This is a genomic window from Aquamicrobium sp. YD-1-mutant5 (genome assembly GCF_059509755.1).
In genome coordinates this window covers 386,495-412,746 of the sequence record NZ_JCAKKP010000001.1, presented here as the reverse complement: position 1 = coordinate 412,746, position 26,252 = coordinate 386,495, and the positions used below count along the sequence as shown (strand labels likewise).

Genomic DNA, 26,252 nt, shown 5'->3' with positions numbered 1-26,252 from the left:
CTGCAAGCGGGTCAAATTTTCGCGCATTGGCACAATTCCCGCCATCACTTCTTGCCCGTCCGGGCAATCGGGACAAATCTATCAAGGGTCGATACCCGCCTGAAAGAATCACCTCGCAATAGAAAGCTGCACCAAAAGATGACTGATTTCCCGCTTCCCCTGCCTGTCGTTCCTTCCGTCGCCATCAGGAACAGTCAGCAGCGTTTTCCGGTCCGGCGCATATTTTGTGTGGGGCGAAATTATGCCGCCCATATCCGCGAAATGGGCAATGACGAGCGCGCCCCGCCCTTCTTCTTCACCAAGCCGGCCGACGCGGTCGTGGATTCCGGCACCGTGATCCCCTACCCCCTTGCGACAGAAAACCTTCATCATGAAATCGAGCTGGTGGTCGCCATCGGCAAGGGAGGCGTGAATATCGGCCACGATGCTGCGGCCGACCATATCTGGGGTTATGGCGCCGGGATCGACCTGACCCGCCGTGACCTGCAGGATGTGGCGAAGAAGGCCGGCAGGCCGTGGGACTGGGCGAAAGCGTTCGATCATTCGGCCCCCTGCGGCCCACTTATCCCGGCGGCTCGCGACAGCATTCCGCACAGCGGACGGATCCGGCTTTCCGTCAATGGAGAAACGCGCCAGCAGGGAGATCTGGCCGAGATGATCTGGCCTGTGCCGGATATCGTGGCGATTTGCAGTCAGGCAGTGGAATTGCAGCCCGGAGACCTGATCTTCACCGGCACGCCATCCGGCGTCGGCCCTGTCGTTGCGGGTGACCGCCTCAGCGGCGAGATCGAAAACATTGGTGTGGTCGATCTGGAAATCGCCTCCCGGCGATAAAGGCCGTCCGCTACGATGAAGGACGCCGGCGCGGCTTTCGGCGCCTCTCATAGAACATCACAAGCGTTTCTGCGGTCAGCGCCGGTGTTTCCTCGCCCTCGATATCGATGGTGTTGAGGAACTTCATCAGATACTGCCCCGGCGCCTTGTCTTCCATGGAAAGCAAGGTCGCGCGCAGGCGAACACGCGAGCCGACCCGCACCGGCGCAAGAAAACGCACCTCGTCGAGCCCGTAATTGAATGCCGCCTGCGTGTTTTCCGGGATCGCGCCGAGTTCATGGCAAAGCGCTCCGACGATCGACAGCGTGAGATAGCCATGGGCAATGGTGACGCGCAGCGGGCTTTCCCGCCTCGCGCGCTCGGGATCCGTATGCAGCCACTGGCGATCGCCCGTGCAATCGGCGAACTGGTCGATCCGCGACTGGTCCACAACCGTCCAGCCGGAAACGCCAAGCTCCTGACCGATCATGGTCTTCAGTTCATCGAATGTCGGTGGCCGTCTGTCCATTCCGCCTTTCCAGCATATGCCTTCATCAAATCCGGTTATGGCTACTATAAGCGCTTCAGTGTGGCAATTTTGGAAACGCTATCGAATCTATCGATCCATTCCGGAGGATCGAACTCCCGAAGAATCAGATTCTTCTAAAACCATACGGATGGATTTGGTTGCCCTATGAAAGAAAAATACTCTCGAACACATAAAGCGCTATGCCGGCAATACCTCCGACGATCATGCCGTTGAAACGGATATATTGCAGGTCCCTGCCAATGTTTATCTCGATCAGGCGGGTAAGCTGCGCCAGATCCCAACGCTTGACCTGATCGGCAATGAAGGTCGACACGCCACTCTTCTGGCTTTCCACGAATGCGGCGAGCGCCACGACGAAGCCTGCGTTCATATCCGCCTTTACCTTGGGATCTTCGGCCAGATGGCGCCCAATCTCCACGAACATGTTGGTGAGATGCGACTGGATCGCCCCTCCCTTGCCATCCGCTCCCTGCTCGATGAAATCGCGCAGGCTGGCCCACGTGGTGGAGATCAGTCCGCGCATTTCCGGCCGCGCCAGCAGATCCCGCTTCAGCTTCTCCGCGCGCTCGGCATAGTCCCCGGACGTTTTCAGACGAACGATGAAACCCTCGACGAAGCGGTCGAACTCGTCGCGCAGCGGGTGCGCCGGGTCGGCCTGAACATCCTCCAGAAGGGTCACCGCGGAAGCCACGATCTTCTTCAGAAGATAAGCGTCCGCGCGGAAGAGGTTGAAAAGCGTAGGTAATTCCGCGCGGATCTTTTCGCGCATGGCTTCCAGCGCCCGCTCATCGGCGAGAAAGCCCGAAACGGCCCGCACCAGTTCATCGAACAGCTTCTGGTGGCCCCGATCATGGGTGAAGGCGGACAGAAGGTCTGCGGCGAGCGGCGCCACCTTCACCTTCTCCAGTTCGTTCATCAAGCGCTTGCCGACGAATTCCCGCAGTCCGGATTGCTCGACGGCGGCGAGCATTTGCGGCACCAGCCGGCCGACAAATCGCGACAGGCCGGCCGAGCGTTTTTCGTCCGCCAGCCAGTCCGCGACGAGTTCCGCGAAATCCACCTCCTTCAGTTTCTCGCGAACCGGTCCGGGCGCCAGGAAATTGACCTCGATGAACCGGCCGAGATTGTCGGCAATGCGGGTCTGATTGGAAGGGATGATCGCCGTGTGCGGGATCGGCAGCCCAAGCGGCCGCCGGAACAAAGCCACCACCGCATACCAGTCTGCCAGCCCGCCAATGGTTGCCGCTTCAGCGAAAGCGGCAACCACGCCCATCGCCGGATAGGCCGGTTGCAGAAGCTTCGCCACGGCAAACAGCGCCACGCAAAACAGCAGGGCCATTGCGGCCACGAATTTCGTGCGCCGCAGGGCAGCGATCTTCGCCGCTTCCTCCGTAACCGGACCATCGCGCAAAATATCTGCTGTGGGATTTGTCATCGCTTCAGGGTTCCGTTTTTTCCCGCCGTGCGTGCGCCTGCCTGCGGGCGGCAGGCAAAGGGTAGAGGGGCAATCTTTCACAAATCGTGTCTGCACCCTAAACAACCGAGGCGCTGGCAAGTTGCACTTCGTTTCTGTAGTTGTTGCACTGCGAAAAAGAAGTTCAAGGAGCAAGCATGTCTTCGAGGACAATCGACCACGCTTTCACGGCGCGCACCAGGCGGGGCGCCGCTTCCGATCCCACCTATGCCGGCGCGCTGTCCTTCATGCGCCGCAAATTCACCAAGGACGTGTCGGGCGCCGATGCGGTGGTGTGGGGCATTCCCTTCGATGCCGCCGTCACCAACCGCCCCGGGGCGCGATTCGGACCGCAGGCCATCCGCCGCGCCTCGGCCATACTCGACAACGACCCGCAATATCCGTTCTCGCGCGATCTGTTCGAGGATCTCGCCGTGGTGGACTATGGCGATTGCCTGCTGGACAGCGGCAACCACAATAAAACGCCGGCCACAATCGAGCGCGAAGCCGCAAAAATCCTGAAATCGGGCGCCTTCCTGCTTACGCTGGGCGGCGATCATTTCATCACATGGCCGCTGCTGAAGGCGCATGCCGCCATTCACGGCCCGCTGGCGCTGGTGCAGTTCGATGCGCATCAGGATACCTGGCCGGATGACGGCAAGCGTATCGATCACGGTTCCTTCGTCGGCCGCGCGGTGAAAGAAGGCATCATCGACCCGGACCGCTCGATTCAGATCGGCATCCGCACCCATGCGCCGGAAACGTTCGGCATCAAGATCCTGCACGGCTATGAGGTGGAGGAAATGCGCGCCGCCGAGATCGCCTACGCGATCGTGGAGCGCACGGGCGGCCGCAAGACCTATCTGACGTTCGACATCGATTGTCTCGACCCGGCCTATGCGCCCGGGACGGGAACGCCGGTCGCCGGTGGCCCGTCCTCCGCGCGCATGCTCTCCACCCTGCGCAAGCTCGGACAGGTCGACATCGTGGGTGCTGATGTCGTAGAGGTTGCGCCGGCATACGACCATGCCGATATTACCTCTATCGCCGGTTCCATGATCGCCATGCACTATCTCGGCCTGCTGGCGGAACGGAAGGCAAAACAGGACAACGTCGCAAACAACATCCATCACGGGCAGGACATTTAGTCCTGCCGGCATTCAGGCGGATACGGGCAGGCAAACAGGAATGAAACCGAAAATCTTCATTGACGGCGAACACGGCACCACCGGGCTCCAGATCCGCACGCTGTTGGCCGGGCGCGGCGATCTTGACATCATTTCCGTGCCCACCGAACGCCGCAAGGAAAAGGAAGCGCGCGCGGAGTATCTCAACGCCGCCGACATCGCCATCCTGTGCCTGCCGGACGATGCGGCGCGCGAAAGCGTGTCGCTGATTGCCAACGACACCACGCGCGTTATCGATGCCTCGACCGCCCACCGGGTGGCCGAAGGCTGGGACTACGGTTTCGCTGAACTGAACAAGGACCAGCCAGCCCGCATCGCCACGGCAAAGCGCGTCGCCAATCCGGGCTGCTGGCCGCAGGGCCCCATCGCCACGCTGCGGCCGCTGGTGGAGGCAGAGCTCCTGCCCGCCGATTTCCCGGTCACCATCAACGGCATCACCGGCTATTCCGGCGGCGGCCGCACCATGATCGAGGATTATGAGGCGAAGGGCGAAAGCGCCTGCGAATTCTTCCCCTATGGGCTTTCGCTTCAGCACAAGCATATTCCCGAGATCAGGACCTATGGCCGCCTCAGCCGCGATCCGATCCTGCAACCGGCGATCGGCAATTTCGCTCAGGGCATGATCACCGTCGTGCCGCTGCAGCTGGGAACGCTGGATTACATTCCGAGCGGTGCAGAGCTGCACGCAGCCATCGCCGACCACTACGCGGCCATTCCGGGCTCCGTGGTGGAAGTCGCGCCTTACGAGCAGGTCGAGCGCGTTCCGGACATCGATCCGGAGCGCTACAACGGCACCAACATGATGAAGGTCTATGTCTTCGCCAATGACGACCGCGCACAGGCCCTTCTGATTGCCGTCTACGACAATCTCGGCAAGGGTGCGTCGGGTGCTGCCGTGCAGAATCTCGACCTGATGATCGGCCCGATGACAGGCAAGGGCGTTTGACACAGACGCCGGCATTTCCCGATCGCTGGAACATCGGAACGGCGCGGTTGATCGCGGATACGTTCAGCAGCCGCGTCTGGAAGATCACGTCTGGCGACGGTTCGGTTGCCGTCGTCAAGGACCTCAAGTCCTTTGACGATGTGGACGACGAGTTGCGCGGCGCACATCTGCTTGCCTGGCGCAATGGCGTCGGGCTTGTCCGCCTGATCGATCAGGACGGGCATCGGATGCTGATCGAATATGCCGGCGAGCGGCATCTGACCGATGTGCTCGACGCTCAGGGCGATGCGGCAGCCACCGACATCGCAGCCGACATCATTGCCCGCCTGCACACACCCGGCGCGCACCCTGCTCCGCCGGAGTTGCAGCCGCTGGCCGAGCGTTATGAAGCCTTGTTTACTAGGGCAAAACAGGATCGCGCAGCCGGCATCGACTCGATCTATGCGCAGGCAGCGGAACTGGCGCAGCGGCTTCTCGACACCGCAGGCGACGTGCGCCCTCTGCATGGCGACCTGCATCACGAAAACATTCTGGAGGGGCCTCGCGGCTGGCTCGCCATAGACCCGAAGGGCGTGTTGGGCGAACCCGGCTTCGATGCCGCAAACCTGTTTTTCAACCCGCTGGAACGGGACGATCTGTGCCTCGACCGCGAACGCATCGGGCGCATGGCCGGCCAGCTTGCGCAGGCCATGCGGCAGGATCCCCGCCGGCTTCTCGACCATGCCTTCGCCTATGGCTGCCTCTCGGCCGCATGGCATCATGGCGACGACAATGCGGCCGACGAAAACCGGGAACTGTCTGTCGCCTCTGCGGTCCGCGAGGTCAGGAAACGGTTCTGACCTCGCCGGGCAGCGGGTAAGCGCCCTTAGTGCCGCGCCAGTGCGCGGCGGCGAAGCCCAGCACCACCAGCGCGAATCCCTGATGCGTCAGGGCCGCATGCATCGGCACTTCCAGAACCAGCGTGGCGATGCCGATGATGGCCTGTATCAGGACCAGAATGAACAGGAACACCGCACGACGCGAATGCGTAGTGCCCGGAAGGCGTCGCCCGGTGGAGATCATGTGCCACAGCGCCACCACGAACAGCGTATAGGCGCCGATGCGGTGCACGAACTGCACGGTCTTGGGGCTTTCAAAGAAATTGCGCCACACCGGCTCCAGGATCAGCAGGTCGCCGGGGATGATCCTGCCGTCCATCAGCGGCCATGTCGTGTAGCTCAGTCCCGCATGCAGCCCGGCGACCAGACCGCCGAGATAGATCTGCACCATGATCAGCAGAACGAGGATGCCGGCCATCCGCTTGGTTCCGCGGTCGGCAGCCCCCTGCGAATGCGGTGCCAGTCCGCGCGCCACCACCATCGTGGCCATGAATATCAGCGAGGCCAGCGTCAGATGCGTGGCGAGCCTGTACTGGCTGACATTGACCCGCTCGACCAGTCCCGACGCGACCATCCACCAGCCAATTGCGCCCTGAAGTCCGCCCAGAGCGAGTATGCCAATCAGCTTCGGCGTCAGCCTGCGCTCCACCCGCCGCGTTGCCCAGAAGAAGATCAGCGGAATGGCGAATAGGAAGCCGACGCCACGGGCCAGAAGCCGGTGCGCCCATTCCCACCAGAAGATGGTCTTGAACTCATCGAGGCTCATGCCATGGTTGATTTTCTCATATTGGGGAATCTGCTGGTATTTCAGGAACTCCTCCTGCCACTCCTCCACATTGAGCGGCGGAATGACGCCATGGATGGGCTTCCATTCGGTGATCGACAGGCCGGAACCCGTCATGCGCGTGGCGCCGCCGACAAGGATCAGCGCGAACAGCACCACCAGAATGCTGTAGAGCCAGAAACGCACCTGCGCCCGGTTTCGCAAGAGGCGTTTCCGGTCAGGCAAGGCAGATGCGTAATCGGCGTCGACAGCCATTGCGTCTCTCCAGCAGTTTCAGCGCATCGGACAGAAAATCGAACCGGCTTCCAGCCTGTTCCGATGGCCAGTCAAAACGTCGGGGCTCTGGTGGCGTGTCGACGACGACGCGCATCACCGTGCCCGAGCGGCGGATTGGTGGACCATGGCGCGTTGGCTGGCAAGACCGGGCGGCGCGGCACGCCGTCGCGCCACTTCATCTTGCGTCAGCTTCCTGCAGGGCCTATGCGAATGCAACGGAAAGGACGACCAGATGCCAGTTCGCCTCAAAAAGCTGATCGGAACGATTCTTCTGGTGCTTCTCGTCGTGGTCTATTCCCTGCTTGCCACGATGATCGCGGTCGCGCAGCTCTCGCAATCCGGCCCGGTCGCACATCTCTTGTTCTTCCTGATCGGTGGCCTCGTCTGGATCCTGCCGGCAATGGTCATCATAAAATGGATGGTCAGCGAACCCAAACGGAGCTGACGCTCATCCCTCGCTGCTCCGCTTGCCAAGCCGGTTTCCCGGTTCTTCAACATTTCGTGCATTGATTGCCTGCATTGCGTGCAGAATGGTGACGCGAACAGGGACGGGGAACTGATGGACGCAGCAGCGCCATTCAGCAAGGATGGCCAGCCTCGGAGAGAAACCGCTTCCGTCTCGCTGGCCTCGCAGAGCGCTCTTCGCGATTATGAGCAACTTTGCGACGTGGCTGTTCATGCACCGCCGCAGGGACGGCTGTGGGTACGGAACTGGAGCCGGCACCATCCGGACACCAGCATCATAGCAACACTGAACGTTGACGGGCGCCCGGTGTTTGCGCTGGCTCTGGAGATGGTCGCCCTCGGGCCGCTGCGGATTGCAAGATTCATGGGCGGTTGTCATGCTAATGGCAATTTTCCGGCGACCGACGCCGCCTTCCTCGATCAGGCGAGCCCCGCGGCATTTGCCGCGCTGTTCGATGCGCTGGCCGGCTTCCGCCCGGCAATCGACGTGGTGCTGCTCGACCGGCTTCTCCCGGCAAGCGATGCAATGCCCCTGTCCCGACCCAATCCGCTGCGTGCGCTTCGCCCGTTCGACAGCCCCGATATTTCACTGGCCGTGAACCTCTCCGGCGGCTTCGAAGCGATGATCGCCAGCCCGGAAGGCCGGGGCAAACACAAGAGATACCGCTCGCAGGCACGCAAATTCGCGGCCGCGGGGACCTGCCGGCGGTTCGAAGCAACGAATTCAGAGGAAGTGGACCGGCTTCTTGACGCCTTTTTCGAGATGAAGGCGGCCCGCTTTGCCAGCATGGGTATTACCGATGTGTTTGCGCCGCCCGATGTGCGTGCGTTCTTTCGTAACCTGTTTGCCGATTCGCTTCGGGAGCCCTCCCCGCCTTTCGTGTTGCACGGGCTCGAAGTGGCCGGAAAGCTGCGCGCCATCACCGGGTCGAGCCGCTGCGGAAATCGACTGATCTGCGAGTTCGGCTCTATCTCGGAAGATGAGCTCCGTCATCTGAGCCCCGGCAACTTCCTGTTCTTCGACAATATCCGGGAAGCGAGCGAACAGGGTTTCACGATCTATGATTTTTCCATCGGCGACGAACCCTACAAGCGGCAATGGTGCGATACCGAAATCCGTTATCTGGAAACGCTGATCCCGCTGACAGCCGCCGGCAAGGCCTATGCATTCGCCCACAGGCAGAAGGTCCGCCTCAAGACACGCCTCAAGCAGAGCCCGACGCTGTGGCCGCTGCTGAAAACCATGCGCCGGATACTGGCCGGGCGTCCGGCGAAGAAGGATAGCGATTAGCTGGCCATAGCGATCAGCTGGCAGGCGCGCGCACTGCCTCGGTTGCTTCGATCGCCTGACGCAATCGCGCATCCCGCCCATAGACGTCGCCGAAATATTCCACCTTGCCAGCCATGTCGGGCCATGCGGTGAAGTACGCGACATAGACGGGAATCCTGCGCGTCACCTTCTCGGTGGAATGCCCCTTGCCGAGTTTTTCGGCCACATGCTCCACCGAGGTGCCGAGCACGGCGGCGGCCATGCCGCGCGGGTCCTGCAAACGCACGCAGCCATGGCTCAGGGCGCGCATGTCACGCTCGAAGTAGGATTTTTGCGGCGTGTCATGCATGTAGATGGCGTGCTTGTTGGGAAACAGGATCTTGAGTTCGCCAAGCGCATTGGCCTCGCTGGGCGCCTGCCGCACGTTGAACGGAACCTTTCCGCCATATTGCGACCAGTTGATCGAAGAGGAAGGGATGCGCTTTCCCTTGGAATCGGTGACTTCGTAGCCTGCGCGGTCGAGGTAGCCGGGATCGTTGCGCAGCCTCGGCAGCATCTCATTGACAATGATGGACTGCGGCACGCCCCAGTAAGGATTGTAGTCCACCTGCTTTATCTCGTCGAAGAAGAAGCTGGTCTGGTTGCCGGTTCCGCCAATGACCGTTCGCGTCTTCAGCTTCTCCTCGCCGCCCTCGATATAGCTGGCCGTGAATGCGGGCTGGTTGATGAACACGCGCGGGCTGCCGAGATCGGAAGGCAGCCAGCGGATCTGCTCCATCGCGATCCGCACTTTTTCCTGCCGGCTGGCCCTGGATTCGCCCGCCAGCGCAGCCACGGTGCGCGATCCGATGACGCCATCCGGCTTCAGCCCCGCATTTTTCTGGACTTCCCTGAACAGCGGCACGAGCTCGGGATCGTAGGTTTCGCCGCCGCCCAGCCGCGCGATCGTCTCGCCATAGCTGGCGCGCATGTCATCGGTGAGATGCCCGCGCCCGATCAGCGTCAGCAGCTTCGGCAGTTCAGGACTGGACTGGCCCGGCTTCAACAGCAATGCTGGATCGACGAGGATCTCGTTTTCCGCGCTCGCCTCAAGCGTCTCAAGCTCGACCCGCAGCGCCTCATATTCCGGATTTTGCGGATGCCGTGATTCCAGATAGGCGCGCACCTCGCGCGTGTTGGAAAGAATTCCGAGTACACCCTTCAGATTTATAGGCTTTTCCGGAAAATCGTAATAACCGGAAATGCGGTTCGGTTGCACACGCCCCTGTCGTGCATCCCGCACATATCGCAGCGCCCTTGCCGACAGCGCCATCTCGAAACGGATCAGATCGGCCCGCCGCGCGGCCTCGTCGGCGCCGGCCTCCACCACCGGAACCGCGACGGAATAGTCGGCAGACGAGAAGCCATGGCTCTCCGCTTCGCTCAGCACGCGGATGGCTTCGCGGGCTTTGTCATCAATAGCGCCATTCGAGATCCAGATGAAATCCGGATGCGCGTTGTAATGCTCGATCAGGGCCTTCGCTATGGCCGGCTCGGCCAGCAGATTATAGCCTTCGAGGCCCGCAAGAGCCTGACGAAAATCGTCCTTTCCCGCTACCGGCGTGAACGAGGCTTTTTGCGGCGCTTCGGTCAGCGCGGAAAAATCCACGCGCGTCAGCTTGTCGGCCTTGTAGGTGTTGTAGCCCGGGCTCGATATTTTGGTGATCGGGGCCGCCTGTCTGGGTTTCGGCGGCGGCGGAAATTCACCCTTTAAAGGGGCGGAATGGCGTTTGGCCGGACCTCCGAACAGCATGTCCAGCAGGTTCTGGGCATTTGCCGGCGAGGCTCCCAGCACAAGACCGGCCCCGACCAGACATGCCGGAACAAGCCGCATCCGTGTTCCCGATCGCTGCATGAATGACCACCTGTTTTGACAACATCACCGCGGCGCCAAACTGCGAGAGCAGCCCGGCGCCTGTTCGCGACTATAATGATTCACGGCGATTTGGTTAAATTTATCTGAAATTCCTGTTTATCTGGCATCCGGACATGGGTGGCCAGCACCGGCTTGCTGTGCCATCAATCCAGACTGATGCACATTCGGGAGGAGATTTGCATGAAGAAGGGTTTCCGCGCCTTGCTGGACGAGGCCAATGCCGAGGTGGAAGCCATTTCGCCAGAGGCCGCCGCCGAGCTTCTATCGTCGGACGGAATCACATTCGTCGACCTGCGCGACCCCCGCGAGATCGAGCGGGAGGGCAACATTCCCGGCGCGCGGCATTGCACGCGCGGCATGCTGGAATTCTGGATCGATCCGGAAAGCCCGTATCACAAGCCATTCTTCGCAACCGGAAACACCTTCGTGTTTTTCTGCGCCGGCGGCTGGCGCTCCGCTCTGGCGGCCAAGACCGCGCAGGATATGGGACTGGAGCCGGTCAAGCACATCGAAGGCGGTTTCGGGGCATGGAAAAAGGCAGGACTGCCGGTCGAGCCGGCCCCGGCCAAAGCCTGATCATCAGGCCGGAACCTGAGCGTCAGTTTGCCAGCGCGACAGGTACGGGCTCCGCGCGGGCGACGAAATCCACCGACCGTTCGACAACTGACGGATCGGCGAGGATCCGCCTGTGTCCCAGTCCTTCCGCCCAGTAGATCTGCACATGCGGCCCGGCCTTCGTGAAGGCCTGCGCCTGTTCGGCGGGAACCTCACGATCATCCGGCGCATGTACGACAAGCGTGGGCACCTGTAACTCCGCCAGTTGCCGGTCGCCGATGAAATCACTGAGCGGGCGACCTGCCATCCGGTGCAGGCGCTGCGACATCGCACTTTGCGATCTCGGTCCGACATTGAGGGCCTGACTAAAACCTTCAAACACAGCGGGAATGGAATTCGGAGCGGCAACCAGCACAAGGCGCTTAACCGACAAAGGCGCAATGCCCGGAATGGAGCCGGCTATTGCATTCAGGGCAACGGCCCCGCCAAAAGAATGGCCGACAACCGCGGCGAACGGGCCCAAACGGTCGGAGGCCGCCCTTACGGTATCGAGCGCATTAAACATGGTAAGCTTGCGCCCTTCCGACCGCCCATGCCCCGGCAGATCGAGCGACACCACCCGGTAACCGGCATCGCGATAGCCGGCGATGAGCCATCGCATATATTCAGTGCGCGAACGCCAGCCGTGCACGACCAGAACCGTATCCTGTCCGGCCGATGAAAGCCGAGGGCTGAATTCATAAGCCGCGACGCGCCCCGTGCGCGTTTCCAGCATATGGGGGCGCGCCTCCTGCATGAACCCGGCGGCACTGCTCACTGCCCTGCTCTCACCCGCGGTCAGCTTGCCGGGGTTGGGTGTTCTCGAAAACAGTGCAAAAGCGGCGCGGCCAGTGAGACCGGGAGCCACTCTCTCACCGATACCGAACATGCACCGGATGACCTTCGGCTGAATTGGTGCCATAGTGCAAAATCCAAAACTGGTTCAATGATGAACAATGATAGTTCAAGAATGAACAATAAACAAGAGCTTCCCTGGGACAACCCCCGCTTTCGCAACTGGGTGGCGGTGGCACGCGCGTGTCATGCGCTGGAACGCACGCTGGCTGCCCGGCTGGCCCCGCTCGACCTGAAGCCCGCCCAGCTCGACGTGCTGATGAACCTTTATCGCCATCCCGGCATGTCGCAGCACGATCTGGCGCGCAAGCTGCTCGTCGGCCGCTCCAACATCACGATGCTGTTGCCGCAGCTTGAAAAGCGCCGTCTGGTGCGGCGCGAGGGCGATCCGAAAGACAAGCGCATCCTGCGCCTTTCCCTGACCGAAGACGGCACGGCGCTGCTCATGGAATCGCTCAGGATCTACACGGGACTCATCGAGATCGCGATGGCCGGAACCTCGCCGGAACACTGCGACATGATGGGCGACCAGATGCGGCGTATCACCGAGGTTCTGGATAAGGCCCGAGAAGGCTGAACTCTTCCCTGAAACGTGAAGGGTCATCCTCAACATACTGATAATCAATGATTTCGATTATCTTCTGTCGCGAGAAAGCCCCTTCGCGGCGAGTTCGTCCAGATAAGCCTGCCAGCGGGTTTCCTTTTCCCGCCCGAGTTCGGCGAGGTAGATCCAGGTAAAGATCCCGGTATCGTGGAAATCGTCGAAGGTGATGCGGACGGCATAGTTGCCGACAGGATCGATGCGGGTGATTGTCACTTCGCGCTTGCCGGGAACCGTGACACGCTGCTCGGGCGAGTGTCCCTGCACTTCGGCCGAAGGCGACAGCACCCGCAGCATCTCCGCTGGCAGCTCGATCGGCCCCGCGCCCGGAAATGTCACGAACAGCGTTTTGCGGTCCTTCGAGACCCTGAGTTCCGATGGGGCGGTCATGGCAGCCTCTCTCCTTTGGGACGCATCCGTCTACAATAACCGCGTACGGCCCGCCACAGCTGAAGATTAAGTCCCGCAGGCAAGCCAATTCACCTTGAATGGCAAGCCGCTTCGTATCACATAGGAGTATATAACGCCTGCACCGGCCACGAGAACTGCCGCGCGAGCGGAAGATGGGAATGCGCAATGGACATGATCGACCCCTTCGGTCGCCATATCAGCTATCTTCGCATATCGGTGACAGACCGTTGCGATTTCCGCTGCGTGTACTGCATGGCCGAGGACATGGCATTCCTGCCGCGAAAGGATCTGCTGTCGCTGGAGGAACTGGACCGGCTCTGCACCGTCTTCATCGAAAAGGGAGTGCGTAAGCTACGACTTACCGGCGGCGAGCCGCTGGTGCGCAAGAACATCATGCATCTGGTGCGCGAGCTTTCGCGACATCTGAAAAGCGGCGCCCTTGAAGAACTGACTTTGACGACCAACGGCTCGCAATTGTCGCGCTTCGCCGGTGAACTGGCGGATGCCGGCGTGCGCCGCATCAACGTGTCGCTGGATACGCTCGACGCGGAAAAATTCCATGCGATCACGCGCTGGGGTCATCTGGACAAGGTCATGGCCGGCATAGATGCCGCGCAGGCTGCCGGCCTGAAGGTCAAGATAAACGCCGTGGCGTTGCGTGGCTTCAACGACATCGAAATGCCTGGCATGCTGCGCTGGGCGCATGGGCGCGGCATGGACATGACCGTCATCGAGACCATGCCGATGGGCGAGATCGAGGCAGACCGCACTGACCAGTATCTGCCCCTTTCGGTTCTGCGCGCGCAGCTTGAACGGCAGTTCACGCTCACCGACATTCCATTCAAGACCGGCGGCCCTGCCCGCTATGTAGAGGTGGCCGAAACAGGCGGAAGGCTGGGCTTCATCACGCCGATGACCCATAATTTCTGCGAAAGCTGCAACCGCGTGCGCCTCACCTGCACCGGCACCCTCTATATGTGCCTCGGTCAGGACGACGCAGCGGATTTGCGCGCACCGCTTCGCGCTTCGGAGGGCAATGAGCTGCTTTCCGCCGCTATCGATGAAGCCATCGGCCGCAAGCCGAAGGGGCATGATTTCATCATCGACCGCCGCACCAACCGTCCCTCTGTTTCCCGACACATGAGCGTTACCGGTGGCTGACCGGTAAGTTTCCCCCTCATGGGCCATTGCCGTGCCGGCAACGCCTGCTAGCGTGGGCGCGGGAGTATGAGGGGATCGGTTTCTTGAATCTTTCTGACAACATGCGTGGCGCGCTTTACATGGTCGTCGCGATGATCGGCTTCACCATCAACGACGCCGTCACCAAGCTGATGTCAGAATCCATGAATCTGGCGCAAGTTATGCTCGTGCGCGGAATTTTCGCATCAACGACAATCACGCTCATAAGTTGGAGAAGCGGTGCGTTCTCACAGATGCGCCTGCTGCTTCAGCCGCTGGTCGCACTGCGGGCCGTCAGTGAAGTCGCAGCTACCGTCACCTTTCTTATGGCGCTGTCCCAATTGCCGATCGCAAATGTGTCAGCCATTCTGCAGGCGCTGCCGCTGGCGGTGACCATGGGGGCGGCGCTGGCGTTCGGACAAACTGTCGGCTGGAGGCGCTGGATAGCGATATGCGCCGGCTTCATAGGCGTGGTGATCACCGTCCGCCCCGGATATGAAGGCTTCAGCTCCTATTCCTTCTATGCGCTCGCCAGCGTGTTCTGCTGCACGGTGCGCGATCTGGCCACCAGCAAGCTGCCCGACAATATCCCGACCCTGCTCGTATCCACGGTCACGTCGATCGTGGTCATGGCCACGGGCGCACTTCTCCTCGCGCCGATGGGGGGCTGGACGCCGATAGAACCCCGCAATCTGGCACTGATGGCGCTGGGCGCCATGCTCCTGCTGTTCGGTTATCATTTCATCATCATGGCCATGCGGGTGGGCGATGTGTCGTTCATATCTCCCTTCCGCTACACCTCGCTTTTGTCATCCATCCTGCTTGGGATCATCATTTTTTCCGAACTGCCGGATATGCTGATGATTCTCGGCGCAACGATCATCGTCGCCTCCGGCCTCTATACGCTTTACCGCGAGCGCACGGTCGGCCGATACGAGACCGCGGCCAAGAGCGCCGGCCCCAGCATGGGACCCGACGGCATATAGGACAGCTGAAAACCATGGTGCAGAACATTGCAGGCATCATTCTGGCTGGTGGATTGTCGAGCCGCATGGGCGGCGGCGACAAATGCCTGCTGGAATTGTCCGGCAAGCCAATTCTGCGCCATGTGATTGAACGGATCCGGCCGCAAGTCGCCATGCTCGGCCTTAGCGCCAATGGCGATCCGACCCGTTTTTCTCAGATCGGCCTGCCCATATTGCCCGACACCATCGAGGGCTATGTCGGGCCGCTGGCAGGCGTTCTGGCCGGCCTCGACTGGATAGAGAAGCAGGATTCGGTCCGCGCGCTGGTCACTGTCGCTGGCGATACACCGTTCTTTCCACGTGATCTGGTCAGCCGCCTCGCCCTCGCTGCCGACACCACGGAAGATACGATCGCCGTTGCGCGCGCCGGTGAGCGTGATCACCCGACATTTGCCCTTTGGCCCAAGACCATGGCCTCGTCGCTGCGATCCTATCTGCTTCAGGGCGGGCGCAGGGTGTTCGGCTTCATTGAGGCGCGGTCCAGCGTTGCGGTGGATTTCCAGTCCGATGGCGGGACCGATCCCTTCTTCAACATCAATACGCCGGAAAATCTTGCCGAGGCGGAACGGATCGTCGGAGAAGGCAGCGCATGAAACACCGTGTCTTGGGTATTACCGGATGGAAGAATTCCGGGAAAACGACCCTCACGGAACGGCTTGTGGCGGAACTCGTCGGGCGCGGCTGGAAAGTCTCCACCATTAAGCACGCACATCACGGCTTCGACATCGACAAGAAAGGGACGGACAGCTATCGCCACCGCGCCGCCGGCGCAGGTGAAGTCGCCATCGTATCGGGCCTGCGCTGGGCATTGATGCACGAGCTGGCCGGAGAAGAGGAGCCATCGCTCGATGACATTCTCGAACGGCTGACAGAATGCGACCTCGTGCTTGTGGAGGGCTACAAGCGCGAATCGCAGCTTAAGATCGAGGCACGCCGACGCGGTGCGCGCGAACACACGCCGCTTTCCGTAAACGATCCCAACATCGTGGCCATCGCCGCAGATCATCCCCAGCCCGGCGAGACACTGCCGGTATTCGGCATCGACGACATCCCGGCCATCGCGAGCTTCATCGAGAAAGTTACCGGCCTGAAGCCTTGACGCCTACCTCCCTCCAGCACGTCTCCGATCCGCCCCTCAACGTGTTGCGCTGCAATCTGCATCACTGGTTTTAGCGGTTGCTTTTCCAGCAAAAACAATGGGAATATCTTGCCACCCAGCGGCCGCGAGAGCCACGCGAAGATGCCGGACAGGCATTCACAATAACGACAGGGAACACTATGCGATTTATGGAAACTGTGCAGGTGGCCTCAGCGGACGAAAGCTGTCCGGCAGCAGCCGGAAATACGCTTCAGGCAGTCGTAGACAGGCCCGCCGCTGGTTTCCTCTTGTTATATCCGGCTTATTGAGCTTCATCATCAGCAGGCGTGCTCACTTCCCTGAAACGGAAACCGGGCAAGCCTGCTGACACTTTGAGATATGTTTGCCGGCTTCGATCCGGCTGGCATGATAACAGACCATTCAAACAGCAGGCACGGGCGGGATAATGCAAAGCGTTTGGACGCTGCTCAGTTGGGGGCCGGAAGGCTGGCTGGACGAGATTGCCTATGGTGTTTTCATCACTGTCAGCCTTGCTCTGGCCACTCTGCCGCTCGGATTGCTGATCGGTTTTCTGATCGCGGTTGCCAAGCAGTCTCAGGAGCGCTCGCTCAGGCTGGCAGCCAACATCTACACGACTATCTTCCGCGGCCTGCCCGAACTGCTGACGCTGTTTCTGGTCTTCTACGGTGCTCAGATCGGCATACAGCAGGTTGTGAAGTTCTTCAGCCCCGGCGCCAGCGTGGAGGTGAACAGCTTCGTATCCGGCATGATCGCGCTTGGCGTGGTGTTTTCTTCCTATGCCAGCGAAGTTTTCCTTTCCGCATTCAGGGCCATCCCTCAGGGCCAGTATGAAGGCGGATATGCAATCGGCCTGTCGAAGTTCCAGACCATGCGGCTTGTCGTTGTGCCGCAGCTTATCCGCATTGCCCTGCCCGGCCTCGCCAATCTCTGGCTCATCCTGCTGAAAGATACGTCGCTGGTTTCGGCCATCGGGCTTACTGACATATTGCGGCAGGCAGGCGTCGCGGCGCGGGTGAGCAAGCAGGCATTTCTCTTCTTCGGTCTCGCGACGCTGATCTATCTCGGCCTCGCCATCATCTCCTCCATCGGCATCGGCCTGATCGAGCGTCGTGTCGGCCGCCAGGAGGTGCAGCGATGATCATGACGAGCAGGAGCACCAAAGAAGTTCTGCGTCCGCCACCGCCTGCACGCGGATGGCCGCGGCAGCGCATCATCGGCTATGCGCTCGTATCGCTGTGGATCGTGGTTTTCATCGGCTTGATCGCGTATCTGGTGTCTGCGTGGAAACCGGACATGTTCTGGCGTTATGCACCCAGCTATGTCTCCGGCGTCTGGGTCACGCTCAAACTGGTCGGACTGTCCGTAGTTATCGGCGCGGTGCTGTCGGTGCCGATCGCCTATGCGCGCACTTCGCGCAATCCGTTCATCGCTGCCCTCGCCTATGCCTATGTCTATTTCTTCCGCGGCACGCCGCTGCTGGCACAGGCCTTCCTGATCTACTACGGGTTCGGCTCCTTCCGCGCGCAGTTCGAGGCGGTCGGCCTGTGGTTCTTCTTCCGCGACGCCTTCAATTGCGCCCTGTTCGCCTTTTCGCTCAACACCGCAGCCTATCAGGCGGAAATCCTGCGCGGCGCCATAGCCAGCGTGCCGAAGGGCCAATGGGAAGGCGCGAACTCTCTTGGTCTGCCGCGGCTGGTAACGCTGCGCAAGATCATCCTGCCTCAGGCACTGATCGTTGCGCTGCGTCCCTACGGCAACGAGCTGATCCTGATGATCAAAGGGTCGGCCATCGTCGCCATCATCACCGTGTACGACCTCATGGGCGTGACCCGTCTCGTCTATTCGCGTACTTTCGATTTCCAGTCTTATCTTTGGGCTGCGATCATCTATCTGCTGATCGTTGAAACATTGCGCCACGCGGTGGAATGGATCGAAAAACGCATTACACGACATCTCAAGCGCTGATTCTCCCACGCATCGACGCGGCCCGCGAACGGCATCGCTTCGCATGAAAGGATATTGAACAATGGCAACAGTGGCTTTCCTCGGTCTGGGCGTCATGGGCTATCCAATGGCCGCCCATCTGAAAAACAAGGGAGGCCATGACGTCACGGTCTACAACCGCACGGGGGCCAAAGCGGAGCGCTGGGTGGCCGAGCATGGCGGCAGGTTCGCCGCCACACCGGCCGAAGCCGCGCACGACAAGGATTTTGTGTTCTCCTGCGTCGGCAATGACGATGATCTCCGTTCGGTAACGATCGGCCCCGACGGCGCATTCCGGAGCATGAAGAAGGGTGCTGTTTTCATCGACAACACCACGGCGTCGGCGCAGGTGGCACGCGAGCTCGCCGATCACGCGGAAAAAGCCGGCTTTTCCTTTCTCGATGCTCCCGTATCCGGTGGTCAGGCCGGCGCTGAAAATGGCGTGCTGACAGTCATGGTCGGCGGCGAGCAAGCCGCTTTCGACCGTGCTCGCCCGGTGATCGAATCCTTCGCCCGAATGGTTGGCCTGATGGGACCGGCGGGCGCCGGCCAGCTCACCAAGATGATCAATCAGATCGCGATTGCGGGACTGGTGCAGGGACTGGCAGAAGGCATCCATTTCGGCAAGAAGGCCGGTCTCGACATCGAAAAGGTGGTCGACGTCATCTCTAAGGGCGCGGCAGGCTCGTGGCAGATGGAAAATCGCCATAAGACCATGAATGAAGGCAAATATGATTTTGGCTTTGCAGTGGACTGGATGCGCAAGGACCTTGGGATCTGCCTCGATGAAGCCGACCGGAATGGCGCAAAGCTGCCGGTGACGGCCCTGATCGACCAGTTCTACAAAGATGTGCAGGACATGGGCGGCAATCGCTGGGATACGTCTTCGCTTCTGGCGCGTCTGGAACGATAAAAGGCTGCCACTCAGGCAGATCGCGCTCTCCCGAAGAATGCGATCTGCTCAAGGTGTTCCGGAATACGTTGTTTCCTCAAAACAGGCTCTTGCTTCCCGGCACCATGCTTTTAGCTGTGCCCACGCGGTTTTCTTGCTTGTTCGTATCATTTAATCCGCTAATCATCGCATCCCATGGCAAGTGCATCGCAAGAACCACGAAAAGCAACACTCGACCGCATCGATATCGCTATTCTCGATACGTTGCAGAAGGACGGGCGCATTCCCAATGCGGCCCTGGCCGAGAAGGTCGGACTGTCACAGTCCGCCTGTTCGCGTCGCCTCGACAATCTGGAGCGTTCCGGCACGATCCGGGGATACCATGCGCGGCTGTCGAACGCGGCGCTCGGGCACCATACGACGGTGATCGTCCACATCTCCCTTTCCGGGCAGTTTGAAAAGACGCTGTCGGATTTCGAGGCCGCCATCAAACGCTGCCCGAATGTGCTGTCCTGCCATCTGATGTCGGGCGAGTATGATTACATACTGCGCATCGCTGCGCGCGACCTCGCGGACTACGAACGCATCCACAAGGAGTGGTTGTCGGCGATGCCGCATGTCACGCGCATCAACTCTTCCTTTGCGTTGCGTGAAGTCGTGGATCGCACAGCGCTCGGCATGAAACCGGAAATGGCCTGATCGCCGCCTTACTTGGCGACGATCACGTCCGGTTGCCCTTCAACAGCCAGAACCATACGCAGCCCCAGGACTTTTCCGAGCTGGGTGACACGCGCCGCCGGTCGCTCGCCATAAAGGCCGGAGAGATTCTTCGGAATGACCAGAGCGAGAACGCCGTCATCGCGCTTTCGCCATCGGAGCTGCGGTATGACGCCGGGCATTGCCGCCGAAAGCAGGTAAACCACCCGCATCGCACCGGCCAGAATCCGCGCCCGCTCAAGATAGCGCGGCGTTGCCAGTTCATGGAACGCCGGCGCCAGCCCGCTGAAAAGCCCCTCATGCCGGAACAGGTTCGTCAGCGCCAGATAGGCGCGCCCCGGATGATCGACGCCAAGAAAAGCAGCATGGGCGATGATGTTGAGCGACTGTGTTCCGCGATATTCCGGATGCGCTCTCCAGCCAATGTCGGCCAGCAGACAGGCGGCTTTCCGGTAGCGCGCCTCATTAACCGTTTCCTCGATGCCGAACGTCCGGAAGGACTCGCTCGTCCACTCGACAAGTTCACGAACATGAGTGAACGAGCGCGAGCGCAGCCGTGCAAGCTCCTCGCAGGCTGAAAGCAGCGGATCTGCCGTCTGTTCCGCAGCAGGCAGAAGGGAATGGAGATAGCCCTCACGCACGCCGACCGCCGACACGATGATGCGCGACGGCTTCATCGCGGTGATGATTTCCTTCTGAACGATGGCACCATAAGGCAACAGCGCGCGGCGAGCCTTCGACACGCCTTCGATGCCCTTGATGCGTTCGATATTTCCCTTGGCGACCTGCTTGAGAAAGGACATCGCGCTGGCGGGGTCGATCTCATAGTGATGCATTACCCCAAGCGGATATCCCGTCTTCTCCATATGGAGGCGGGCGAGATTTCGCCAGGTGCCGCCCACGGCATAAAAGGTGCGCCCCTGCCCCGCCTTGAGAAGCTTTGCTCTGGCCACCTCGATGCGCGCGATCTTGGTTGCCACTTCCAGAGAATTGCCTGCCATATCCTGCAGGCGAAGGCCGCCCAGAGGCAGCGTAATGCCGTCGCCGATGGTCGTGCCCGCAACGTCGACAAGTTCGAGGCTGCCACCGCCCAGATCGCCTGCAATACCATTTGCAGGTTCAAAGCCAGAGATGACGCCGAGCGCCGAATAATAAGCTTCCTGCCGGCCACTGAGCACGTGAACTTCCGTGCCGAGCACATCTTCCGCCCGGCGGATGAAATCCGGGCCGTTTTCAGCCTCACGCGCGGCCGCTGTGGCAAGCACATGCATGTGAACGGCGCCCGCTTGTTCGGAGAGGCTGCGAAAGCGCCGGAACTCTTCCATCGCCCTGGTAACCGCCTCAGGATCGAGCTTGCCGGTGGAGACGATGCCGCGCCCCAGACCCGCCAGCATCTTCTCGTTGAACAGCATGGTGGGAGACCGCGCCAGTCCTTCATAGACAACGAGGCGTATGGAGTTCGATCCGATATCGATGATCGAAACCGGGCGCCGGTCCTGAAGCCGGCCCTGAGATGCAGCAATCATCAGCTGGTCGTCGGATCAGTTTTCTTGCGGCGCTTGAACTGCGCGATCCGCTTCGGCGCATGCAGTTTCAAGGCATCACCCCGTCCGGAAAGGCTGGGATTGGTCATGAAATATTCCTGCGCATTGAACGGCTCCTCGCCCTCTTCAATCGTCACCCGGCGCGATGTGCCATCCGGCAATACTTCGAAACTTTGCTGGTTGTCCACCAGATTACCCAGCATGATCTGTCCAAGAATCTGCTCATGCACGGTGGGATTGGTGATCGGCACCATCGTTTCGACGCGGCGGTCGAGATTGCGCGGCATCAGATCGGCCGAGCTGATATAGACGATGGCTTCATCCGACGGCAGGCCGTGTCCGTTGCCGAAGCAATAGATGCGGCTGTGTTCAAGGAAGCGGCCAACAATCGATTTTGCCCGGATGTTCTCCGACAGCCCCGGCACCTGCGGCCGCAGGCAGCAGATGCCGCGCACGACGATGTCGATCTCCACGCCGGCACTGCTGGCATCGTACAACGCATCGATCACCTGAGGATCGACCAGCGAGTTCATCTTCATCCAGATTCGCGCCGGGCGCCCGGCCCTGGCATGGGCGATCTCGTTTTCGATATGCCCGAGAATGCGACTGCGCAGAGTGTAGGGCGAAAGCGCGATCGCCATCTCGTCGGTCGGCTCAGCATATCCGGTGATGAAATTGAATATCTGAGCGACGTCGCTCGCCATCTTTGGGTCGCAGGTGAAGAAGGAGAGGTCCGTGTAGATACGAGCCGTGATCGGGTGGTAGTTGCCGGTCCCCAGATGCACGTAATTGCGCAGCTTGCCATCCTCGCGCCGTACCACGGAAGACATCTTGGCATGCGTCTTCAGCTCCAGAAAACCGAACACGACCTGCACGCCGGCCCGCTCCAGATCGCGCGCCCAGCGAATGTTCGCCTCTTCGTCGAACCGTGCCTTGAGCTCGACAAGTGCGGTCACGGATTTTCCGGCCTCGGCCGCATCGATCAGCGCGCGCACGATCGGGCTGTCGTTGGAGGTTCTGTAAAGCGTCTGCTTGATTGCCACGACTTCGGGGTCGACCGCTGCCTGACGCAGGAACTGCACCACCACATCGAAAGATTCATATGGATGGTGAACGACGATATCCTTCTCGCGGATAGCAGCGAAGCAATCGCCGCCATGCTCGCGGATGCGCTCAGGGAACCGCGGATTGTAGGGCGTATATTTCAGGTCGTCGCGCGCAATGGAGACAATCTCCGAAATCTGGCTGAGCGCCAGCGGCCCCTCGATGACGCTGATGCGGTTGCCGGCAACCCCAAGCTCTCCCGCCACGAATTCGCGCAGGCTTTCCGGCATGCGGCTGTCGAACTCGATGCGGATGACCGAACCGCGCCGACGGCGCTTCAGCGCGGTCTCAAACAGACGCACCAGATCTTCGGATTCCTCCTCCACCTCGATGTCGCTGTCGCGGATGATCTGGAAGGTGCCCGAACCCTTGACCTCGTAACCGGGGAACAGACGTCCGATATAGAGACCGACCACATCTTCAAGCGGAACGAACCGAATGCGGGTCTTGCGATCAGGCAGGCGGACATAGCGCTTCAACGCCGGCGGCAGGCGCAAAAGCGCGCTCATTTCCTCGCCCTCCCGCAGATGACGCAACTGCAGCGCCATGGAGAAACCAAGGTTCGGGATGAAGGGAAAAGGGTGCGCGGGATCGATCGACAGCGGGGTCAGAACCGGAAACACCTGCTCGCGGAAATACTCTTCCAGCCAGACCTTTTCATCCTTGGTAAGCGCAGAAACGTTGACCGTTTCGATCCCTTCTGCGTCGAGACGTGCCATCAGCTCCGCCAGCACCTTCTGCTGGTCAGCCTGCAGGCGCTCAACTTCGCGCAACACCTGTTCGAGCTGCTGCTCCGGGGTGCGTCCGTCCGGGCTTTTCAGGCTGATGCGCTGCCGCACCTGCCCGGCCAGACCCGCGACACGCACCATGAAGAACTCGTCGAGATTGGCGGCGGATATGGAAAGGAAGCGGACACGTTCGAGCAATGGATGGCGTTCGTTGCGGGCTTCCTCAAGCACGCGGCGGTTGAACTGCAACCACGAAAACTCACGATTGACGAAACGATCAGGGTTGCCGCTCTCTGTTGCCGCGACCTCAGATGTCGTGAACTCTGCCTGTTTTGGCCTCAATCCGCTCATATCCCCGCTTTCCTGCCTCTGCCGGCGTGAAACCCGTCACACCGCCAGCCGGCTACATTGTTTCACATTATCCTCTGGCAGGGTTTTACGACAGTTTGATTTCACAAGCCTTGCAAAGAACCCTGTTATGATCCAAACGCTGGATAACAGCTCGAAGGAGACGATGATGGCTGGCGGTATCATTCCCCACTTCCAGAACGATCAGGGTCACGCAGCGATCGAGATCGGCGTCAAGGAATTCATGTGCGTGGGAGCAACCTCTCCGTACGATCATCCGCATGTGTTTCTGGACATGGGGGCGGATGACGAGAAGGTTTGTCCGTACTGCTCGACGCTGTACCGCTACAATGCGGCCCTCGCTGCAGACGTAACCATCCCCGCAGGCTGCGCCTATATCGACCGGGCCGCCTGAGCGGCAAACGGCCGGAACCCATCATGGCATACAGGGGCGAAAGCCCGATCGTGATCGCAGGGGCCGGCATTGCCGGCCTCACCATGGCGATTGCTCTGGCGCGCCGGGGAATCATCACCCGTGTTTTCGAGCAGGCCCCCAAACTGGAAGCCTTTGGCGCGGGGCTTCAGATTTCCCCAAATGCCGCACGCATCCTGACAGATCTCGGCGTTCTTCCGTATCTGCGCCCGCACGCGGTGCAGCCGCAGGCCGTGCGACTGAAAGACGCCAACACGCTGCGCGAGCTTGCCAGCGTTCCGCTTGGGAAATTCGCTGAACAGCGCTGGAATGCACCCTATCTCGTTTCGCACCGCGCCGACCTGCAGCAGGCATTGCTGACGAAGGCGCGTTCACGGCCGGAAATCGAAATCAACACGGGCATGAAACTGGCGGAGGTTTCGCGGGAACGGCCGGGCCATGTTATCGCAAGCTTCGGGGACCCTGAAGGCAACACGACCACCGCAGAGAGCCAACTGCTGATCGGTGCCGATGGCGTCTGGTCCGCTTCCCGCCGGTTTGTCGAACAGTCTGCCCGAAACCGGTTCAGCGGGCAGATCGCATGGCGCACGACCATAGAAACCAACAGTCCTGCCGGGGAAGCGTTTGGCAGGCTTGCGGACAGTGACAGTGTCACCACTTTCCTGCATGCCGGCTTTCATCTGGTGGCGTACCCCTTGCGGGCCGGAGCAGAAATCAACCTGGTCGCATTCACGCCTGCTATGGATATCGCGCAGAGCTGGGCAGTGCAGGCGGAAAGGTCGATTCTGCTGCATGCCGTTGCGCGAAGTTCGCCCGCTCTGGCGCGTCTGGTGGAAATGGCAGGGCATTGGACGGCATGGCCGCTTCATACGGTTGACCCGGCGGCCAGCTGGACCGCGCCGGGAATCGCACTCATCGGAGATGCCGCGCACGCCGTCACCCCCTTTGCGGCGCAAGGTGCCGCCATGGCCATCGAAGACGCTGCCCTGCTCGCGCAATATATCGCTGGGCCCACCGTCCCTGAACAAGGCGCAATATCCTTGTGGGAACAGCAACGTAAAGCGCGGCTGTCGAAAGTCGCGCGGCGTGGCGCACTGAACAAAATGGCGTGGAATGCAGCAGGGCCGGTGGCTCTGGCGAGAAATCTTGTGCTCAGGATGCGCTCTCCGCAAAGCCTCGCAACCGATCTCGACTGGCTTTATGGGTGGCGGCTTCCGCAGGAGCGCTGAACAACCCGCAGCCGCCCTCTTCGTTTCCGGATTCCGGAAGCTGCGCGGCTCTATGTCTTTGATTTGTCGCGTTTCCGAACCGGAAAAGCTTCCACTTTTCCTGAAAACGCTCCAGCAGATTTGCTATGCCGCGCCTGTCTTCATCAATGCAAGATCTGGCTGAGGAACAGCCGGGTGCGCTCGTGCTGGGGGTTATCGAAGAACTCGACCGGCGTGTTCTGCTCCACGATCTGGCCCTGATCCATGAAGATCACCCGGTTCGCAACCTGACGCGCGAAACCCATTTCATGCGTCACGCACAGCATCGTCATGCCTTCTTCGGCCAAGCCCACCATGGTTTCCAGAACCTCCTTCACCATCTCCGGGTCCAGCGCCGAGGTCGGCTCGTCGAACAGCATGATCTTCGGCTTCATGCACAGCGATCGTGCGATCGCCACGCGCTGCTGCTGGCCGCCGGAAAGCTGGCCGGGATATTTATGCGCCTGCTCGGGGATCTTCACCCGCTCCAGATAGTGCATGGCCGTCGCCTCGGCCTCCTTCTTCGGAACCTTGCGAACCCAGATCGGCGCCAGCGTGCAGTTTTCCAGAATGGTCAGATGCGGGAACAGGTTGAAGTGCTGGAACACCATGCCGACGTCGCGGCGCACCTCGTCGATCTTCTTCAGATCGTTGGTCAGCTCCTTGCCATCGACGATGATCTTGCCCTTCTGGTGCTCCTCCAGCCGGTTGATGCAGCGGATCATCGTCGACTTGCCCGAGCCCGAAGGACCGCAGATGACGATGCGCTCGCCGCGCATCACCTTCAGGTTGATGTCCTTCAGCACATGAAACTCGCCATACCACTTGTGCATGCCGATGATCTCGATCGCAACCTCCGTCGCCGAAACCTGCATCTTGCCGGTGTCGACCTCGATCTCTTCAGCGCTGACTGCGTTTTCGGTGGCCATTTGCC

General features: G+C 60.6%; 27 protein-coding genes. 18 read left to right on the top strand and 9 right to left on the bottom strand.

Features of this window, described 5'->3' with window-relative positions:
- Window positions 1-138: 138 nt before the first annotated feature.
- Complete coding sequence (locus AC5XE7_RS02020) at window positions 139-834, top strand: fumarylacetoacetate hydrolase family protein (protein WP_495364651.1); 696 nt, start codon at window positions 139-141, stop codon at window positions 832-834.
- 10 nt (window positions 835-844) lie between these two features.
- On the opposite strand, the gene AC5XE7_RS02015 is transcribed toward AC5XE7_RS02020, so the two are convergent.
- The gene (locus tag AC5XE7_RS02015; RefSeq protein WP_495364361.1) at window positions 845-1,342 is read right to left on the bottom strand and encodes a MaoC family dehydratase; all 498 of its coding nucleotides are present in this window, start codon (window positions 1,340-1,342) and stop codon (window positions 845-847) included.
- A gap of 163 nt (window positions 1,343-1,505) precedes the next feature.
- Window positions 1,506-2,798: a DUF445 domain-containing protein gene (locus AC5XE7_RS02010; RefSeq protein ID WP_495364362.1), complete on the bottom strand. Its 1,293-nt coding sequence runs from the start codon at window positions 2,796-2,798 to the stop codon at window positions 1,506-1,508.
- Window positions 2,799-2,974: 176 nt separating this feature from the next.
- Here AC5XE7_RS02010 and speB point away from each other — a divergent pair, with 176 nt between their 5' ends.
- From speB to AC5XE7_RS01995, 3 genes are read left to right on the top strand one after another with little or no spacing between them, the layout of a single operon-like run.
- Entirely contained in the window at window positions 2,975-3,964 is a 990-nt protein-coding gene (speB, locus tag AC5XE7_RS02005; protein WP_495364363.1) for an agmatinase, read from the top strand.
- Between the two features lie 40 nt (window positions 3,965-4,004).
- Entirely contained in the window at window positions 4,005-4,949 is a 945-nt protein-coding gene (gene argC / locus AC5XE7_RS02000; RefSeq protein ID WP_495364364.1) for an N-acetyl-gamma-glutamyl-phosphate reductase, read from the top strand.
- On the top strand, window positions 4,946-5,788 hold the full coding sequence (locus AC5XE7_RS01995) for an aminoglycoside phosphotransferase family protein (RefSeq protein WP_495364365.1): 843 nt from the start codon (window positions 4,946-4,948) through the stop codon (window positions 5,786-5,788). The genes argC and AC5XE7_RS01995 overlap by 4 nt, the downstream gene beginning before the upstream one ends.
- Here AC5XE7_RS01995 and AC5XE7_RS01990 read toward each other — a convergent pair.
- Entirely contained in the window at window positions 5,772-6,866 is a 1,095-nt protein-coding gene (locus tag AC5XE7_RS01990) for a COX15/CtaA family protein (RefSeq protein ID WP_495364366.1), read from the bottom strand. The genes AC5XE7_RS01995 and AC5XE7_RS01990 overlap by 17 nt on opposite strands.
- A 253-nt stretch (window positions 6,867-7,119) precedes the next feature.
- Between AC5XE7_RS01990 and AC5XE7_RS01985 the strand changes: the two genes are divergently transcribed.
- Both AC5XE7_RS01985 and AC5XE7_RS01980 read left to right on the top strand, forming a co-directional pair.
- A complete protein-coding gene (locus AC5XE7_RS01985; RefSeq protein ID WP_239801005.1) occupies window positions 7,120-7,332 on the top strand; it encodes a DUF2842 domain-containing protein in 213 nt (70 codons plus the stop codon).
- A 114-nt stretch (window positions 7,333-7,446) separates the two neighbouring features.
- On the top strand, window positions 7,447-8,643 hold the full coding sequence (locus AC5XE7_RS01980) for a GNAT family N-acetyltransferase (protein WP_495364367.1): 1,197 nt from the start codon (window positions 7,447-7,449) through the stop codon (window positions 8,641-8,643).
- A gap of 13 nt (window positions 8,644-8,656) precedes the next feature.
- Here AC5XE7_RS01980 and AC5XE7_RS01975 read toward each other — a convergent pair whose 3' ends face one another.
- Window positions 8,657-10,516 carry a L,D-transpeptidase family protein gene (locus tag AC5XE7_RS01975; protein ID WP_495364368.1) on the bottom strand — a complete coding sequence of 620 codons (1,860 nt, stop codon included), beginning with the start codon at window positions 10,514-10,516 and terminating at the stop codon, window positions 8,657-8,659.
- Between the two features lie 201 nt (window positions 10,517-10,717).
- Between AC5XE7_RS01975 and AC5XE7_RS01970 the strand changes: the two genes are divergently transcribed.
- Window positions 10,718-11,113, top strand: coding sequence for a rhodanese-like domain-containing protein (locus AC5XE7_RS01970; RefSeq protein WP_495364369.1), 396 nt, complete (start codon window positions 10,718-10,720; stop codon window positions 11,111-11,113).
- 22 nt (window positions 11,114-11,135) lie between these two features.
- On the opposite strand, the gene AC5XE7_RS01965 is transcribed toward AC5XE7_RS01970, so the two are convergent.
- Window positions 11,136-12,053, bottom strand: coding sequence for an alpha/beta fold hydrolase (locus tag AC5XE7_RS01965; protein WP_495364370.1), 918 nt, complete (start codon window positions 12,051-12,053; stop codon window positions 11,136-11,138).
- Between the two features lie 48 nt (window positions 12,054-12,101).
- On the opposite strand from AC5XE7_RS01965, the gene AC5XE7_RS01960 reads away from it, so the two are divergent.
- Window positions 12,102-12,563: a MarR family winged helix-turn-helix transcriptional regulator gene (locus AC5XE7_RS01960; RefSeq protein ID WP_239798695.1), complete on the top strand. Its 462-nt coding sequence runs from the start codon at window positions 12,102-12,104 to the stop codon at window positions 12,561-12,563.
- Window positions 12,564-12,620: 57 nt separating this feature from the next.
- Here the strand turns inward: AC5XE7_RS01960 and AC5XE7_RS01955 are convergent, their stop codons facing one another.
- Window positions 12,621-12,977: a gamma-butyrobetaine hydroxylase family protein gene (locus tag AC5XE7_RS01955; RefSeq protein ID WP_495364371.1), complete on the bottom strand. Its 357-nt coding sequence runs from the start codon at window positions 12,975-12,977 to the stop codon at window positions 12,621-12,623.
- 186 nt (window positions 12,978-13,163) lie between these two features.
- Here AC5XE7_RS01955 and moaA point away from each other — a divergent pair, with 186 nt between their 5' ends.
- The 8 genes from moaA to AC5XE7_RS01915 all read left to right on the top strand — a co-directional run bounded on the left by moaA (window position 13,164) and on the right by AC5XE7_RS01915 (window position 19,896).
- The gene (gene moaA / locus AC5XE7_RS01950; RefSeq protein ID WP_495364372.1) at window positions 13,164-14,159 is read left to right on the top strand and encodes a GTP 3',8-cyclase MoaA; all 996 of its coding nucleotides are present in this window, start codon (window positions 13,164-13,166) and stop codon (window positions 14,157-14,159) included.
- Between the two features lie 83 nt (window positions 14,160-14,242).
- Window positions 14,243-15,163 carry a DMT family transporter gene (locus tag AC5XE7_RS01945; RefSeq protein ID WP_495364373.1) on the top strand — a complete coding sequence of 307 codons (921 nt, stop codon included), beginning with the start codon at window positions 14,243-14,245 and terminating at the stop codon, window positions 15,161-15,163.
- A gap of 14 nt (window positions 15,164-15,177) precedes the next feature.
- Complete coding sequence (gene mobA, locus AC5XE7_RS01940) at window positions 15,178-15,795, top strand: molybdenum cofactor guanylyltransferase MobA (protein ID WP_495364374.1); 618 nt, start codon at window positions 15,178-15,180, stop codon at window positions 15,793-15,795.
- Window positions 15,792-16,301, top strand: coding sequence for a molybdopterin-guanine dinucleotide biosynthesis protein B (mobB, locus tag AC5XE7_RS01935; RefSeq protein WP_495364375.1), 510 nt, complete (start codon window positions 15,792-15,794; stop codon window positions 16,299-16,301). Before mobA ends, mobB begins: the two co-directional genes overlap by 4 nt.
- A 445-nt stretch (window positions 16,302-16,746) precedes the next feature.
- Entirely contained in the window at window positions 16,747-17,460 is a 714-nt protein-coding gene (locus tag AC5XE7_RS01930) for an ABC transporter permease (protein ID WP_183829930.1), read from the top strand.
- A 2-nt stretch (window positions 17,461-17,462) separates the two neighbouring features.
- Complete coding sequence (locus AC5XE7_RS01925) at window positions 17,463-18,287, top strand: ABC transporter permease (RefSeq protein WP_495364652.1); 825 nt, start codon at window positions 17,463-17,465, stop codon at window positions 18,285-18,287.
- Between the two features lie 61 nt (window positions 18,288-18,348).
- Complete coding sequence (locus AC5XE7_RS01920) at window positions 18,349-19,218, top strand: NAD(P)-dependent oxidoreductase (protein ID WP_495364376.1); 870 nt, start codon at window positions 18,349-18,351, stop codon at window positions 19,216-19,218.
- A gap of 174 nt (window positions 19,219-19,392) precedes the next feature.
- Window positions 19,393-19,896 (top strand): Lrp/AsnC family transcriptional regulator, encoded by a 504-nt coding sequence (locus AC5XE7_RS01915; RefSeq protein ID WP_183829922.1) that lies wholly within the window; start codon window positions 19,393-19,395, stop codon window positions 19,894-19,896.
- An 8-nt stretch (window positions 19,897-19,904) separates the two neighbouring features.
- On the opposite strand, the gene ppx is transcribed toward AC5XE7_RS01915, so the two are convergent.
- Both ppx and AC5XE7_RS01905 read right to left on the bottom strand, forming a co-directional pair.
- Window positions 19,905-21,440 (bottom strand): exopolyphosphatase, encoded by a 1,536-nt coding sequence (gene ppx / locus AC5XE7_RS01910; RefSeq protein ID WP_183829919.1) that lies wholly within the window; start codon window positions 21,438-21,440, stop codon window positions 19,905-19,907.
- Window positions 21,440-23,641 carry an RNA degradosome polyphosphate kinase gene (locus AC5XE7_RS01905; RefSeq protein ID WP_495364377.1) on the bottom strand — a complete coding sequence of 734 codons (2,202 nt, stop codon included), beginning with the start codon at window positions 23,639-23,641 and terminating at the stop codon, window positions 21,440-21,442. The genes ppx and AC5XE7_RS01905 overlap by 1 nt, the downstream gene beginning before the upstream one ends.
- Before the next feature lie 166 nt (window positions 23,642-23,807).
- Between AC5XE7_RS01905 and AC5XE7_RS01900 the strand changes: the two genes are divergently transcribed.
- Entirely contained in the window at window positions 23,808-24,053 is a 246-nt protein-coding gene (locus tag AC5XE7_RS01900; RefSeq protein WP_183831542.1) for a zinc-finger domain-containing protein, read from the top strand.
- A gap of 23 nt (window positions 24,054-24,076) precedes the next feature.
- On the top strand, window positions 24,077-25,300 hold the full coding sequence (locus tag AC5XE7_RS01895; protein ID WP_495364653.1) for an FAD-dependent monooxygenase: 1,224 nt from the start codon (window positions 24,077-24,079) through the stop codon (window positions 25,298-25,300).
- A 143-nt stretch (window positions 25,301-25,443) separates the two neighbouring features.
- Here the strand turns inward: AC5XE7_RS01895 and AC5XE7_RS01890 are convergent, their stop codons facing one another.
- Window positions 25,444-26,247 (bottom strand): amino acid ABC transporter ATP-binding protein, encoded by an 804-nt coding sequence (locus tag AC5XE7_RS01890; protein WP_275592311.1) that lies wholly within the window; start codon window positions 26,245-26,247, stop codon window positions 25,444-25,446.
- Window positions 26,248-26,252 lie beyond the last annotated feature (5 nt).

Excerpts from the sequence above, each read along its gene's own strand:
- moaA (WP_495364372.1), top strand. The coding sequence starts at position 13,164 with ATGGACATGATCGACCCCTTCGGTCGCCATATCAGCTATCTTCGCATA.
- AC5XE7_RS01890 (WP_275592311.1), bottom strand. The coding sequence starts at position 26,247 with ATGGCCACCGAAAACGCAGTCAGCGCTGAAGAGATCGAGGTCGACACC.
- AC5XE7_RS01980 (WP_495364367.1), top strand. The coding sequence starts at position 7,447 with ATGGACGCAGCAGCGCCATTCAGCAAGGATGGCCAGCCTCGGAGAGAA.
- AC5XE7_RS01990 (WP_495364366.1), bottom strand. The coding sequence starts at position 6,866 with ATGGCTGTCGACGCCGATTACGCATCTGCCTTGCCTGACCGGAAACGC.
- argC (WP_495364364.1), top strand. The coding sequence starts at position 4,005 with ATGAAACCGAAAATCTTCATTGACGGCGAACACGGCACCACCGGGCTC.
- AC5XE7_RS02015 (WP_495364361.1), bottom strand. The coding sequence starts at position 1,342 with ATGGACAGACGGCCACCGACATTCGATGAACTGAAGACCATGATCGGT.
- AC5XE7_RS02020 (WP_495364651.1), top strand. The coding sequence starts at position 139 with ATGACTGATTTCCCGCTTCCCCTGCCTGTCGTTCCTTCCGTCGCCATC.
- AC5XE7_RS01900 (WP_183831542.1), top strand. The coding sequence starts at position 23,808 with ATGGCTGGCGGTATCATTCCCCACTTCCAGAACGATCAGGGTCACGCA.
- AC5XE7_RS01905 (WP_495364377.1), bottom strand. The coding sequence starts at position 23,641 with ATGAGCGGATTGAGGCCAAAACAGGCAGAGTTCACGACATCTGAGGTC.
- AC5XE7_RS01915 (WP_183829922.1), top strand. The coding sequence starts at position 19,393 with ATGGCAAGTGCATCGCAAGAACCACGAAAAGCAACACTCGACCGCATC.
- mobB (WP_495364375.1), top strand. The coding sequence starts at position 15,792 with ATGAAACACCGTGTCTTGGGTATTACCGGATGGAAGAATTCCGGGAAA.
- mobA (WP_495364374.1), top strand. The coding sequence starts at position 15,178 with ATGGTGCAGAACATTGCAGGCATCATTCTGGCTGGTGGATTGTCGAGC.
- AC5XE7_RS01895 (WP_495364653.1), top strand. The coding sequence starts at position 24,077 with ATGGCATACAGGGGCGAAAGCCCGATCGTGATCGCAGGGGCCGGCATT.
- AC5XE7_RS01930 (WP_183829930.1), top strand. The coding sequence starts at position 16,747 with ATGCAAAGCGTTTGGACGCTGCTCAGTTGGGGGCCGGAAGGCTGGCTG.
- AC5XE7_RS01985 (WP_239801005.1), top strand. The coding sequence starts at position 7,120 with ATGCCAGTTCGCCTCAAAAAGCTGATCGGAACGATTCTTCTGGTGCTT.
- speB (WP_495364363.1), top strand. The coding sequence starts at position 2,975 with ATGTCTTCGAGGACAATCGACCACGCTTTCACGGCGCGCACCAGGCGG.
- AC5XE7_RS02010 (WP_495364362.1), bottom strand. The coding sequence starts at position 2,798 with ATGACAAATCCCACAGCAGATATTTTGCGCGATGGTCCGGTTACGGAG.
- AC5XE7_RS01955 (WP_495364371.1), bottom strand. The coding sequence starts at position 12,977 with ATGACCGCCCCATCGGAACTCAGGGTCTCGAAGGACCGCAAAACGCTG.
- ppx (WP_183829919.1), bottom strand. The coding sequence starts at position 21,440 with ATGATTGCTGCATCTCAGGGCCGGCTTCAGGACCGGCGCCCGGTTTCG.
- AC5XE7_RS01975 (WP_495364368.1), bottom strand. The coding sequence starts at position 10,516 with ATGCAGCGATCGGGAACACGGATGCGGCTTGTTCCGGCATGTCTGGTC.
- AC5XE7_RS01965 (WP_495364370.1), bottom strand. The coding sequence starts at position 12,053 with ATGGCACCAATTCAGCCGAAGGTCATCCGGTGCATGTTCGGTATCGGT.
- AC5XE7_RS01960 (WP_239798695.1), top strand. The coding sequence starts at position 12,102 with ATGAACAATAAACAAGAGCTTCCCTGGGACAACCCCCGCTTTCGCAAC.
- AC5XE7_RS01925 (WP_495364652.1), top strand. The coding sequence starts at position 17,463 with ATGACGAGCAGGAGCACCAAAGAAGTTCTGCGTCCGCCACCGCCTGCA.
- AC5XE7_RS01970 (WP_495364369.1), top strand. The coding sequence starts at position 10,718 with ATGAAGAAGGGTTTCCGCGCCTTGCTGGACGAGGCCAATGCCGAGGTG.
- AC5XE7_RS01920 (WP_495364376.1), top strand. The coding sequence starts at position 18,349 with ATGGCAACAGTGGCTTTCCTCGGTCTGGGCGTCATGGGCTATCCAATG.